This is a genomic window from Candidatus Wallbacteria bacterium (genome assembly GCA_028687545.1).
GTDB lineage: Bacteria > Muiribacteriota > JAQTZZ01 > JAQTZZ01 > JAQTZZ01 > JAQTZZ01.
In genome coordinates this window covers 1-13,574 of record JAQTZZ010000017.1, presented here as the reverse complement: position 1 = coordinate 13,574, position 13,574 = coordinate 1, and the positions used below count along the sequence as shown (strand labels likewise).

Here is a 13,574-nt window from a genome sequence, read left to right as displayed (position 1 = left end):
GTTCAGCAGTCAAATTAATTTCCGTTTCCGTCAGTGATTTCAGGAAATGATGAGTTCAGGCTGTCCAGCATGCTTTTAACTTCGATTGCATGTTTTTCCGCTCCCTCAATCTCTCCGATCGAGGATATCACATTCCGGTAGATCGGTTCCAGACGGTGATAAGAATCCTTCGCAGCATTGAATGCTTCTGTTTTCCGGCCTTTTGAACATTCCGACAAAAAAAAAGGCAGTGCTTCATTGAATAGCTTTCTATAACTCGATGGCTCCTTGACAGGATCGATTCCCCGCAGCAGACTCTCATGAAAAAATTTCATTAGGTCGAGCCTGCTCAGAAGATCAAGCTTTTTCATGATCAGGTAGGAATTGTAAACCAGATTGCCGTCACCTGCGATGCTGCTCCAGATGGTCAGCGAAGGTTCCATTTCCTTCCTGAATTTGTCAATCAGGAGATCAATAATGTCTGTGATCCCATCTGATTCGCAGCTCAGAGCCGCCACCTTGTGGATGACAGCCACTTCGAGGCTCTGTTTCAAATCCTGCCAGTCCGGCGCTCCGGAGCGGGTCTTTAAATAACCGACGGAATCTGAAAGTGCCTGCTTTTCCAGTTCCCCTCCTTCAGGGGAAAGCCTGGTCAGATTCATGAAATGGAAAAGTGCAAGATAAACCGAATAGCTTTTGATGTCCTGGTCCTTCATCCTATTCAGCAGTTCCAGGGCATTTTTCCTTACCTGGAGCAGTTCGGATCGCATCCTGAGGCAGGCTTCGGCATAACTCTTAACCGGATCCAGCTTAGTCAGGTACCCTGCAGTTTCTTCGGCCAGGTCCGTGCCTGCGCACTCAGGGTCCCAGTATCCGGTCGAAAGGTAAAGATACAGGATTTCTCCGGGGAAAAATTCCCCGGCACGGCACAGGGTCAGCGCAGATTGAAAGAGCGCTTTTTTCAGCGCGAGGAGGTTTTCCTGCGAAAGCTGGTCAATCACTATGTTTTCAAATTTCTCAACCAGAGAGCGACAGACCCTGACACTCCCACTGTCAGTCTTCAGGAGTAAAAGGTAATGAATCACTGCATCCTGATACTTTTTTTGAGCGACCAGCTGCTCAGCTTCAGCTATCAGCACAAGTATCTCAAGCCTGCTGAACTCAATATCACGAAATTCTTTGGCCGAACTCTTGAGAAAAGCATCTGCATCTGCGATCCTTCCATCCCTGATCTGCCGCTCGAGATTGATTTCAACTGCGTCAAACACCGAACCTGCAGTAAGATTTTCCTCTGGAAACCGGCTGTGCATTTCTCTGGCTAGTTTCAGCGCTCTTCTGCACTCGTAACTGCCGGATCCGTTTCCTGTCTTCGCCCTGATCGCAGAAATCTGGCTGGACAGCTCAACCAGGGAATTCGAGCGGAAAACATACTCATACCAGAAAAGAGCAACCAGCAGTGCCAGAGTCACGAAAGCAGTATAAAGGAACTTCACAGGAACCCTGATCTTCCAGAAGGGTGTATCCGCGATTCCAGAATCGGCTTTCTCCTTGATTTTTTCCAGTCTCTGAATCAGCCTGCGATAGTCATCTGAATCCCTGTCCTGAACCACCCTGAACACTTTCACCTGTTCAGGGATGCCTTTGAATACGTGAAACCCGATTTCGCTGGAGGGAACCTCTGATTTGTTCATCGACATGTAAACTGACTCAGAGAAATAAACCTCACCTGCGACTGTGATGCCCTCAATCCTTGCCGTAAGATTCACAGCATCCCCATAGATATCGTTATCCCTCAGCTCTACTTCTCCAGTGTTGATCGCGACCCTGACTGCGATCTTTTCGTTTTCGGCTTTCATGGAATTGTAATTTCTCAGCGTTTCCTGCATCATGATTCCGCATAAAACCGCGTTTGTCGCTGACTCGAAAGTGGCGAGGAAGGCGTCTCCGATGGTCTTGATCAGCTTGCCTTCAAAGTGTCCGATTACTGGAATCAGCAGCTTTTCGTGCTTCTCCAGAAGGTCAAGCAGGTCTTCCCTGGAGGACTCTGAACTGCGTGCTGTATAGCCCTTGATGTCAGTTATCATTATGGTCAGAACTTTTGAACTCATGCTATCAATATACAAAATCAGAGCCTTCCGTAGCAAACAGCAGATCTAAACAGGATCTGATCTGAATCTGGAGTAATCTTGATTTGCAAATTAAGCTTAGATTCATTATGATTCATCTGGTTTAAATTTTCACAAGGAGGACAAGATGAAAAAGATCGCTCTGCTCATGATCGCTCTCTGCTCCATCGCGCTTTATGCCGATGCGAAGACTTACGATGTCGCCCTCTCTCTGAAATGGGCCACAGCCGAAACAGTGACAGTTCCCATGGACATCAACAAATGGGACAAAAACGCCAACCCTATGGCAAAGGGAACAGACGAAGCTTTCCATGTTGTGATCAAGCTTCCTGCAGGTGAATATCAGTATAAGTTCGTGATCAACGGCAAAGAATGGCTGCTTGATCCGAATGCAGCCAAAGTCAAGAATGGCGACTTCGAAAACTCTTTACTGTCCGTAGGCACACCTGAAGAGATCCAGGCCGCTAAAGCAGCAGCCGGGACAAAAGAAACCGCGGTCAGCCCAAAGTCTGAAGAGGGTCTCAAGGAAGTCGAACTCACTTTCAAGAGCGATGCCAAGACAGTCTGCGTACCGATGACAAATCCTGACAAGAGCATCAAGTGGGACAAGAAAGCCAATCCGATGGAAAAGGGAGCAGACGGCCTTTTCCACGTCAAGCTCAAGCTGAAGCCGGGCAAGTACTTTTACAGCTTCTGGGTGGATGACAAGAACCTCGTCCTTGATCCGAACGCACCCAAGGAAAAGGTCGGCAAGTTTGAAGACAGCGTACTGGAAGTGAAGTAATTTTAAGGAACCAAGTCGGAAGTCAATAGATTAGAAAAAAAGGACTTAATACAAAGACCGGCCTCTATACCGGTCTTTTTTTTTAGGGAATAATTTTAAGGCTAATGATCATGGAATCAATCTCTTCCTGCTTGACGGTTTTTCCAGTGATCAGTATCTGATAGAATCTGTCCTTGTCGTCAAAAATATCCAGGATCACGATCCCGGTTGTCCCAGTACTTCCGATCTGGAAGATTTTCAAGTTATTCCTTGTGATGCTGTAAATGTCACCGGAAACACCCTGATTGGCAGTCTGCTTGAAAATCAGCAGATAAATCTGGTAATAAAGTGTCCAGGGAAATTCCAGATAATGGATTTCTGCAGGTGTAGCGCTTAAATAAGCCTGGGTGAAATTACAGTTAAATGACTTTTCGTCCGGGAATTCTTTCAGCACCCTGGATACTACGATCCAGTCCTGCTGATCCCTGTAATTCAGTGAAGGATCAGTCACCAGCATGATCTGGATTCCATCCTGGAACTCGTATGAAATTACATTTTCTTCGCCAGGAGATAATCTTCCTCCAGACCAGGGGGCCTTGAAATTCAGATCCTTCAATTTTACTTCAAAAGTGCCCTGACTGGATTCGGCAGGCATTCTGACTTGGGGTCTGGCATAAAGTCCCGGATCCAGTTCTCTGGTAAAAGATCTGGCAAATGAGTAATAAACGCCTGTATAAGTAATCATTAAAAATAGAAAGGCCAGTAAGATGTAATCATAAAATTTAAGCATGGAATCTCCATTGATGCAGTAATATGTTAGTAGGTTAGTATGTTAGTATGTTTGGAACAATATTTTCTTAAAAAACATGCAAACATACCAACATACCAACCTACCAACTTCGTGCGGCTGATCAGCATACATTTCAATCGGCTGAATATCTCCATCAAGGTCAGCGGTCCTGAAATGGAAGTTCTTCAAATCAGATAACAGCCGAAAAAGCGCTTAAAAGATAGTTATTTTAATTTAATTGGCTACAACTGATTTTTGCTAGCACTTGACATCGTATGTTGCTAAAGATAGATTAAGCCCAAACTTAGCACTCCGAATCAGCGAGTGCCAAAAAAATGAGGAAAGAAAGGAGTTCGGACAGATGAATCTGAAACCACTGGCAAACAGAGTCGTCGTGAAACCCATGAAACAGGAAGAGGTCACCAAGAGCGGAATCGTTCTTCCTGACACAGCCTCCAAAGAAAGACCCCAGGAAGGCAAAGTAGTCGCAGTAGGTCCCGGCAAACTTCTGGAGAGCGGCAAGAGAGAACCGCTGGAAGTCAAGGAAAACGATAAAATCATTTTTTCCAAGTACGCAGGGACCGAAATCAAGATCCAAGAGGAAGATTACCTGATCCTGACCGACAGTGATATCCTCGCCATCATCGACAAAAAGTAATGTACTCAAAAAAAATCAGGAGGAAATAAGATGTCCAAGAAACTGTTGTTCGAAGCTGATGCACGTGCAGCTCTTGAAAAAGGTATGAACATGCTGGCCAATGCAGTGAAAGTCACCCTCGGCCCCAAAGGCTGCAATGTGGTGCTTGACAAGAAATTCGGCACTCCCTCAATCTCCAGCGACGGCGTGACCATTGCCAAGGAAATCGAACTCGATGACCATTTCGAGAATATGGGTGCCCAGCTGATCAAGGAAGCCGCCACAAAGACCCAGGACACAGCCGGCGACGGCACCACCACCGCCACGGTGCTTGCCCAGGCCATGATCAAGGAAGGCCTGAAGAACGTGGCAGCAGGATCGAATCCGATGGTCATCCGCCGCGGCATCTACAAAGCAGTGGACGCCTGCGTGGAAGGCATCAAGAAGAGAGCCAAACCCATTAAAGACAGCAAGGAAATCAGCGAAGTCGCCACCATCTCAGCCAGCGACGAGAAGACCGGCAAATGGATCGCTGATGCCATGGACAAAGTCGGAAAAGACGGAGTCATCACGATTGAAGAGAATCAGGGCATCGAAACCACACTCACAGTCGTGGAAGGCATGCAGTTCGACAAGGGCTACATCTCACCCTACATGGTTTCTGACACAGAGAGAATGGTCGCCACTCTTGATGATCCATACATTCTGATCACAGACCAGAAAATTTCCAGCATGAAAGACCTGCTGCCCCTGCTCGAGAAAGTCGTGCAGAACAGCAAGCCCATGCTGATCATAGCCGAAGACGTGGACGGCGAAGCGCTGGCCACCCTTGTGGTGAACAAGCTGCGCGGAACCCTGAACTGCGTTGCAGTCAAAGCACCCGGTTTCGGCGACAGGCGCAAGGCCATGCTCGACGACATCGCCATTCTCACCAACGGACGCCGCATTTCCGAGGAATTCGGCCTGAAACTTGAGAAAGCCACCCTCGAAAATCTCGGCCGCGCCAAGAGAGTGACGATTGACAAAGAAAACACCACCATCGTCGAAGGCCATGGAAAAGCCGAAGATGTCAAGAAGAGAATCTCAGCGATCAGAAACGAGATCGAGACCACCACGAGCGAGTATGACAAGGAAAAGCTCCAGGAGAGACTGGCCAAGCTTGCCGGCGGCGTTGCAGTAGTTAAAGTCGGCGCAGCTACTGAGACTGAAATGAAGGAAAAGAAAGCCAGAATCGAAGACGCGCTTTCCGCAACACGCGCAGCCGTTGAAGAAGGCATCGTTCCGGGCGGCGGCACGATTCTGCTCAACCTCTGCAGTGATCTGGACAAGATCAAGGCCGACAACCGCGAAGAAGAGATCGGCATCGCCATCGTCAGAAGAGCACTTGAAGAACCGGTCCGGCAGATCGCCAAGAACGCCGGATTCGAACCTTCCGTAGTTGTGGAGAATATCCGCAAGCACAACAAGGAAGGCTGGGGTTTCAACGCCATGACAGGCGAATACGCAGACATGACCAAAGCCGGTATCGTTGATCCGGCGAAGGTCACCCGCTGCTGCGTGCAGAACGCCGCTTCAGTGGCAGCCATGCTGCTCACTACAGAAGTGCTGATCGCAGACAAACCGGAAAAGAAATCCGCGCCCATGGGTGGCGGCGGTGGTATGCCCGGTGGCATGCCATACGGAGACATGGACTGATCCAGAAAGATTAATAAAAAAAGGGGGAGCCAGTCTCCCCCTTTTTTACTTTTAACACCATAATTTCTCAGCAGAAGTATATGCAGAACGAAAAAGATAAAAACATTCCTTCCTCCCTGACCGAGCGCCAGAAACGCATACTCAAGGAAATTATCGATGAGTATATATCCGGTGCGGAGCCTATTGCCTCGCGGGATCTCGCCAAACCTGGCCGGATCAGCTTTTCCTCAGCCACTATCAGGAATGAGATGATGGAACTGGAGGACCAGGGCTACCTGACTCAGCCCCACACTTCGGCCGGCAGGATTCCGACACCTCAGGCTTATCGATTTTACATCGACTATCTGATGGAACTGGAAGAGCTGACCCGCGAAGAAGAAAAAAAAATCGAAGAAATCCGCAAGGAATACGAGAGCAAGCGTCAGAAGATCAAGGAGGTCCTGAAGAACGCCTCTCACCTTCTGACTGAAATCACCTCTCTTCCTGGCCTTTCACTGATGCCCACCTTTAGCCGCACCCTGTTCAAGAAACTTCAGATGGTGACGCTGGGTGAAGGAAAAATCCTGTTGCTGCTGCTGACCAGGGAAGGCCTCGTTGAGAATCTGATCATCAAAATAGACAGTGAAATTTCGCAGGAACGGCTGGAAGTTCTTTCACAGCGGCTAAATCAGAAACCCGGTTTCTGCCTGGCTGAACTGAAAACCGAGATCGAACTGATCTTCCACGAAGAGCAGGAACATTATCAGCGGGCTCTGCAGAACATCGCCTCAGCCCTGTCAGATAAAATCGAAGGACTGGGAAATCAGGAAATCATGTTTGAAGGGGCCTCCAGCATGATGAAGCTTCCTGAATTCCAGGATACAAAGAAGCTGGAAATGATCTTCAAGCTGATCGAAGAAAAAGAAGAGCTGATCAAGCTGCTTAACGATTGCATCACTTCAGAAGGCGTGCAGGTGATCATAGGCAACGAACGGAATGCTGAAAAATTCCGTGACCTCACTTTCATCTCAGCTCCCTTCAGAGTCAGCCCCAACACCTGCGGCAGCATAGGAATTATCGGGCCGAACCGGATCCAATATGGCCGCATCATCACAGCGGTTTCTGAAATTTCAAAAAAACTCAGTGAAATTCTAGAGAAACTATAAAATCCTGTCTCAAAACATGAATTATCTGAAACAGGAAATTAAGGTTAGTCGCTGTATTTCTGAAACTCCATGGGAACATACAGCTGCGAGTAATCCAGTTCGCCTCCGCCCTGCTCCAGTGAAACTCCACGGAAGCGCCTGTTCACAGCCCAGATGTCGTCGGGCGCACAGATGAACAACACAGGCTGATCCTCGTGAATGATGGTCTGGAGCTTTTTGCAGATCAAGCCCACTTTGTCCTTTTCCGCAGGGTTGGTCGCGCGCATGAGCTCCAGCAGTCTGTCGACTTCTGGATTCGCATATCCTCCCAGGTTGCATCCTGAGTATCCGTTTTCCTCCATGGGGATGCTGGAGGAATGCCAGAGATCGTACTGATCATCACCGGGCGCCCAGCTGCCTATGAGAACGTCGGTCCTGCTCTCTCTTCCCGGAATCGCAATGGTGGCACTTACACCGATTTTTATCCAGTAATCCCTGATCATTTCCGCAATGAATCTGTTGATCGGATCTCCAGGAACAATTACTACTTCCAGAGTAAATTCAATCCCCCCGCGTTCCAGGACTCCGTCGCTGTCCGCGTCTTTCCATCCAGCTGCAGCCAGTATGTCCGCCGCTGCCTTCGGATCGAACGGATAGGGTTTTACCGATTCGTCGTAAGCCCAGTCCGCAAACAGAAATGGGCTGGTGTTGATCCTTCCCTTATCCTGGAAAACCTGTCTCTTGATCTCCCGCAGGTCAACGGCACGGGCCAGCGCCTGGCGTATCTTTTTATCGTTAAGCGGGGGGGAGAACATGAAGTACTCGAGACAGTAAAATTTGCAGTCTGTGGGATACGAATAGATTCTGAAGTGCGCCCTGAATTCGTCGGAATTGGCCTGTTTCAGATACTGGTCAGGGGTAAGGAGCTTCAGGTCCAGCTCATCTCTCAGCATCATCAGGAACGCAGCGGAATCATCAGGAACAATTTTCAGGATAAGGTGATTCAGAAAAGGCCTGCCTCTGTAGTAATCCTTGAACGAGTCAAGCACAATCTGCTCATCAGACAGCCATTGCCCGAAACGGAAAGGTCCAGTCCCTACAGGATGCAGAAAGAATTCGGCCTCTGCTGGATTTTTACCTTCAAGGAGATGCTTCGGGAGTACAGGAAAAGTCAGGCCCTGAGGAAAACAGCCGCTGGAACTTCCGAAATACTTTGCCCGCACAGTGTAAGAGTCGAGGATTTCCATGGATTCCAGCACAGACAGGTCAGTCCAGTAATAACTCACGAATTCAGGATCCATTATCATTCTATAGGTGAATACGACATCTTCAGCACTGAACTCAAACCCGTCATGCCATTTCACTCCATTCCGCAGATGGAGTATGCATTCCAGCCTGTCTGCTGAAATCTCCCATGAGTCCACAAGACCTGGTGCAGGATCTTCTCCAGGCCACCAGAAAAGAAGCCATTCGAAAATAAACGGGATCACTTCCTGGGAGGCATCGTCACCCGCCAGCAACGGGTTGAGAGTAAGCGGATTTCCGGGGATCTTCAGCAGAGCGGAATCCCCGTAAGCAGGTGAGCTGTCGTATTCCTGATCGCTGAGCAGTTTTTGGTAACTTTCCCGCGCCTTTTCCAGGATCTGGTTTTCCATGCTTGCGGTTTGGCTGGAGAGAAAGGAATCGTAGTCACTGGCAGCAGCTTTCCAGTCGTAAAGCACGTAATGCTCGAACAGGGCCTTATCCAGCGAATCCGGTGCAGCCGCACATGCGGATGCTAAAAACAACAGTAATAAAGAGAGTTTTATCATACCGGAATTCTACCACAAACTGCAAAATCTGAGAACGGATGAATCTACTAGTGGATTGCGTATTTCTGAAATTCCTGGGGGACATAGATAAGTGAATAATCAATTTCTACTCCGTCCTGTTTCCGGGTCACCCCGCGAAAACGCTTGTTCACTGCCCAGAGATCGTCGGGGGCGCAGATGAACATCACAGGCTGATCCTCATACATTATGGCCTGCAGCTTGTGGTAAATGGCTGCGAGGCTCTCACGGTCACTGGTGACGCGCTTGAGGTCCAGGAGCCTGTCGACCTCCTGATTTGCATATGAAACAACATTACAGCCTGAAAACCCGTTCTCTTTCGTCGGGATCTGGGAGGAATGCCATAAGTATTGATCTTCGTCCAGCAGGCAGCTGCCGACAATCACCGGAGATTCCTTTTCTCTTCCTTGAATGCTCACCCTGGTTTTAATCCCAACCGCTTTCCAATACTCACTGACCATCTCTGCAATGAACCTGTTTATCGGATCGCCAAGGATGGTTACCAGCTCCAGTGAGAACTGGAGTCCGTCCCGTTCCAGGATGCCGTCACCGTTCCCGTCTTTCCAACCCGCTTCAGCCAGGATTTTTGCAGCCGACCCGGGGTCGTATGGATATGGCCGGATGGATTTGTCGTAGGCCCAGTCAGCGAAGATGAAGGTACCGGTGATGGTTCTCCCGAAGCCATGGAAAACCTGGTTAATGATCTCCTGCAGATCAATGGCTTCAGCAAGAGCCTGGCGGATTTTCCTGTCTTTGAGAAAAGCTGAGGTCAGGTCGTACCAGAGCGCATAATATCTGCAATTGGTGGGAAAAGCATGAACATTGAAATGGCTCCGGAATTCATCTGAGTTGGCCTGTTTTAAGTATTGATCGGGAGTAAGCCGTTTCAGGTCCAGTTCGTCCCTCAGCATCATCAGGAAAGCCGCGGAATCGTCTGGGACAATTTTCAGGACAAGGTGATCCAGGAATGGCCTTCCCCGATAGTATTCCTTGAAGGCATCCAGAACGATCTGTTCATCAGATTCCCATCTGCTGAAACTGAAAGGGCCGGTTCCAATGGGATGTTGAAAAAAGTCATCGGATTTGACGGTTTTATTTTCCAGAATATGCTTTGGCAGGATATAAAAACTCAGGCTTGCCAGATTGCGAGGGGAGTTGCTGACAAATTTTGCCCTGACTGTATAGGGATCTATGATCTCCAGAGTCTTCAGCGATAAATTAAAAAGAGGTCTGTATAAGTTGACTGATTCCGGATTCATGATAAATTCATAGGTGAATCCGACATCGTCAGCGGTGAACTCAACCCCGTCATGCCATTTGACATTCTTCCGCAGGTGCAGTATGCATTCCATTCCGTCCGCAGAAACCTCCCAGGATTCAGTAAGACCCTTGGTCGTTCCTGACCCTGCTTCCCAGGGAAGAAGCAATTCGAAGATCAAAATGAAAACGTCCTGGGATGCAGGATTCATGGTAGTCAGCGGATTGAGCGTATCCGGATTCCCGCAGAGCCTCATGATCAGGGAATCGCCATAGGCCGGGGAACTGTCAAACATCTGTTTTTGAAGGAGTTTCTGATAACTGCCTTGTACTTTTTCCAGGATCATGTTTTCACTGCTGCCAGCCCCGCTAATGAATGATTCATAATCTGCCCGGGCGGCTTTTCCGTCGCCCAGCACATAATGCTCGAACAATGCTTTTTCCAGCGTATCCGGTACTGAAGAAATTCCTTTACAGGAAAGGCCCAGTAATAAACCGAGCAGATAGAGCCGCCATAAAATCATGATAAAATAATACCATTGCCGATCAAAATAAAAAAATCCGACAAATTTTATTTACATTTGTTTTACAGGTTTCTGACAGGTTCTTGAAGTTTTAAAAGTATAAGTAAGTTGAAGACAAAAACAGTCTAGGGGGAGATATGAAAAAAAATGCTGTCTGGATTGCGATACTGGTTATTTTCCTGGCCAGGCCGCCGTACGAAGGCGAAGCAGCTGAAAAATCAATGATTTACTACAGTGCTGAAGAGTTTGACACTACAATGGATACAATCAAATCTCTGGACCCTGAAAACGGAAAAGTCACCACACTTTTTGAAAGTAAAACCGGACTTTTCGGTTTCGATGTTTCGGGTGACGGGAGCATAGTTTTTTCGACCTGTCCGTCTGAAAAGCAAAACGATAAATGCATCCTGAATTTGAAAAAAGGCAGTAATATTGTGACAATCCTGGATCACGAAAACCTCTTCCCTAGTGATGCCAGATTTTCACCGGACGGGAAAAAAATCTGCTTCACAGGAATGTCAAATTTCCGCGCTTCAATTTATCTGATCAATTCCGACGGCACCGGGGTAACCATGATTGCGGAATGCTGCTTAGGCGGATTTAAAGGCTTCTCCTGTTTTTCCAGTAACGACACAATCGTTTTTTCCTGCATTAGAAAAGGGAGATTCGGATTGAGTTCCTATAACCTGAAAACAACATCAGAAACAAGGATCATTGACCTTCAAGATATGTATTCCTGCGAGTATCTAAGCGTTTCAGCGGACGGCAGGGAAATTGTCTTCAAAGGACTTTCCGGCAAGCAGAACCTGATCTCCATCGTGCAGATTGACGGCACAGGCCTTCACGAAGTTTACAAGTTCCCATATGAACCATATACAGCGGTTATGAATCCGCGTTTTTCTCCTGACGGAAAATGCATCATTTTTTCCATGCCTGTCAAACCATCGAGGACCATGGAGATTTGCAGAATCAAAGCAGACGGTTCCGGTTTACAGGTCGTAACCACTCCTGATAAAACTCACAAGCATACGGCAGCCTGGCTCTGACCGGCAGCAGACAGGATTTGAAGGTTTAGTGTCATGATTAAATGGGATTGAAGAGAGTAGGATTACCTGAATCATGAAACTGGAACAGGAGATGTCCATGACCAGACTGCTGGCTCTGATTTTTTTCATCAACTGTTTCGGATTGCAGGCACAGGATTCGAGGAAGGCTATCCTGGACGCAGTTCTCCATTCCAGTACTGCCGAACTGCAGGCCCTGCTCTCAGTCACGAAAGAGAATCTCAATTTCGGAGTGGATTACTATTTCCACGGCCATTCCCCCCTCTTCATGGCCTGCGCGAACCGGAGGGAGGGTGACAAGCTGGAGATCGTCGAACTGCTGCTGAAGACAGGGGCTGATCCTGATTTCGGGGGAGAATTTCAGGGAAGAAGGTCGCCATCTCCTCTGATGGAAGTCTGCTGCTTTGGCAGCAACGGCAAACCGCTGGCCCAGTTGCTCTTGAGATACGGAGCTGATCCGAATCTGAGTTACACCGATAATTATGAGGGAAAGATATATTCCAATTGCGCTTTGACTTCAAACATGATGAATGGCCATTGCTGCTGCCTGGAGATGCTGCTCAGGGCAGGCGCTGACCCGAACCTGCGGCTGCCGGGCACGCTGGAGACGCCGATGCAGATTGCGGCAGAGGGATATTGCGAAGAGGAGGATATCAGGCTGCTGCTGCGATACGGCGGTGATCCTTCCCTGGTCGATGTAGAGGGGAAAGACGCACTGTACATCGCCCTGGCTAGATACTCAGCCCGCACTGTCGTCGACCTGCTCCTGGAACGGCACCCTGGGCCAGGGCTCCATCATGCAGCAGCCGCACACAATGAAGCGACCTTTAAAAAAGTCCTGCAGAGAATCAAAGAAACCGGATCAGCGGGTAAGATGATTCCCCTGAAAGCCATCGAAGGCTGCGAAATGCTCAGAAAACTTGTCTCCAATGGCCTGGACGTCAATGCAGTGAATTCGGACGGCAACCCTTATCTGCTTACTCTGGCAGCCAACAAGTATGAGTCGTTCGTCTATCTCCTGTCCTGCGGGGCGGATGTGAACTCAGTGGATCAGGACGGCAATACGTCCCTGATGCTGACCAGGAACTGCAGGATCGCCGGGCTGATGCTGTCCCGCGAGGTTTCGGTGAATCAGCGCAATAAAAACGGTGCGACTGCATTGCTCAGCGTGATGAACAATCCCTGCAGTTTAAGATACGGACACTATCATTACAGGAACGATCCCGCCCTGGTCCGGCTGCTGCTGAACTATGGCGCTGACCCCAATCTTTCAGACAGCAGCGGCCTGACACCGCTGATGCTGGTCAACGAATTTCAGGGGAGCGTAGAGGCCGCCTTACTTATCAGTGCCGGTGCAGACGTGAATGCAGCCGACAGGGAAGGCAACACACCACTGCTTCATGCCTGCTGTTCATCTCCAGGCACGGTGCGGCAGTTGATCGATCAGGGTGCCGATCCTTTTGCCAGAAACTCGACAGGAGAGACAGCCCTTCACCTGTGCGACGCGGAACTGGTAAAATTCCTGGCCGGTCAGGGGCTAGACCTGGAGGCCAGGGATTCGAAGGGCAGGACTCCGCTGCTGCATGCACTCAGCCGCTGGGATCTGGCTAAAGCGAAAACCCTTATTGCCTGCGGAGCATGCGCTTCTGCTGTTGACTGTGAAGGAAATACTGCCCTGCATTATCTGGGCAGAGCCAACCCCTCTTTCTACCAGATGGACGCATCCGAAATCTGGGAACTCCTGATCAGGAACAGGGCTGATCCGAATGCGGTCAATACTGAGAAA

The 13,574-nt window shown here is 48.9% G+C and carries 10 protein-coding genes; 6 read left to right on the top strand and 4 right to left on the bottom strand.

Annotated features, from left to right (window positions below):
• Nucleotides 1-14: 14 nt before the first annotated feature.
• A complete protein-coding gene (locus PHW04_09050) occupies nt 15-2,087 on the bottom strand; it encodes an adenylate/guanylate cyclase domain-containing protein (GenBank protein ID MDD2716027.1) in 2,073 nt (690 codons plus the stop codon).
• 145 nt (nt 2,088-2,232) lie between these two features.
• Between PHW04_09050 and PHW04_09045 the strand changes: the two genes are divergently transcribed.
• Complete coding sequence (locus tag PHW04_09045; GenBank protein MDD2716026.1) at nt 2,233-2,889, top strand: hypothetical protein; 657 nt, start codon at nt 2,233-2,235, stop codon at nt 2,887-2,889.
• An 82-nt stretch (nt 2,890-2,971) separates the two neighbouring features.
• Here the strand turns inward: PHW04_09045 and PHW04_09040 are convergent, their stop codons facing one another.
• Entirely contained in the window at nt 2,972-3,658 is a 687-nt protein-coding gene (locus tag PHW04_09040; protein ID MDD2716025.1) for a hypothetical protein, read from the bottom strand.
• A gap of 361 nt (nt 3,659-4,019) precedes the next feature.
• Between PHW04_09040 and groES the strand changes: the two genes are divergently transcribed.
• From groES to hrcA, 3 genes are all read left to right on the top strand, one after another.
• The gene (gene groES, locus PHW04_09035; protein MDD2716024.1) at nt 4,020-4,316 is read left to right on the top strand and encodes a co-chaperone GroES; all 297 of its coding nucleotides are present in this window, start codon (nt 4,020-4,022) and stop codon (nt 4,314-4,316) included.
• Nucleotides 4,317-4,346: 30 nt separating this feature from the next.
• On the top strand, nt 4,347-5,990 hold the full coding sequence (groL, locus tag PHW04_09030; GenBank protein ID MDD2716023.1) for a chaperonin GroEL: 1,644 nt from the start codon (nt 4,347-4,349) through the stop codon (nt 5,988-5,990).
• An 80-nt stretch (nt 5,991-6,070) separates the two neighbouring features.
• Nucleotides 6,071-7,135: a heat-inducible transcriptional repressor HrcA gene (gene hrcA, locus PHW04_09025; GenBank protein MDD2716022.1), complete on the top strand. Its 1,065-nt coding sequence runs from the start codon at nt 6,071-6,073 to the stop codon at nt 7,133-7,135.
• Nucleotides 7,136-7,179: 44 nt separating this feature from the next.
• Here hrcA and PHW04_09020 read toward each other — a convergent pair whose 3' ends face one another.
• Nucleotides 7,180-8,925 carry an ABC transporter substrate-binding protein gene (locus tag PHW04_09020; protein MDD2716021.1) on the bottom strand — a complete coding sequence of 582 codons (1,746 nt, stop codon included), beginning with the start codon at nt 8,923-8,925 and terminating at the stop codon, nt 7,180-7,182.
• 47 nt (nt 8,926-8,972) lie between these two features.
• A complete protein-coding gene (locus tag PHW04_09015) occupies nt 8,973-10,724 on the bottom strand; it encodes an ABC transporter substrate-binding protein (GenBank protein ID MDD2716020.1) in 1,752 nt (583 codons plus the stop codon).
• A gap of 137 nt (nt 10,725-10,861) precedes the next feature.
• Between PHW04_09015 and PHW04_09010 the strand changes: the two genes are divergently transcribed.
• On the top strand, nt 10,862-11,770 hold the full coding sequence (locus tag PHW04_09010) for a hypothetical protein (protein ID MDD2716019.1): 909 nt from the start codon (nt 10,862-10,864) through the stop codon (nt 11,768-11,770).
• 97 nt (nt 11,771-11,867) lie between these two features.
• Nucleotides 11,868-13,574 (top strand): ankyrin repeat domain-containing protein (locus tag PHW04_09005; protein MDD2716018.1); only part of this gene is annotated, 1,707 nt, incomplete at its 3' end.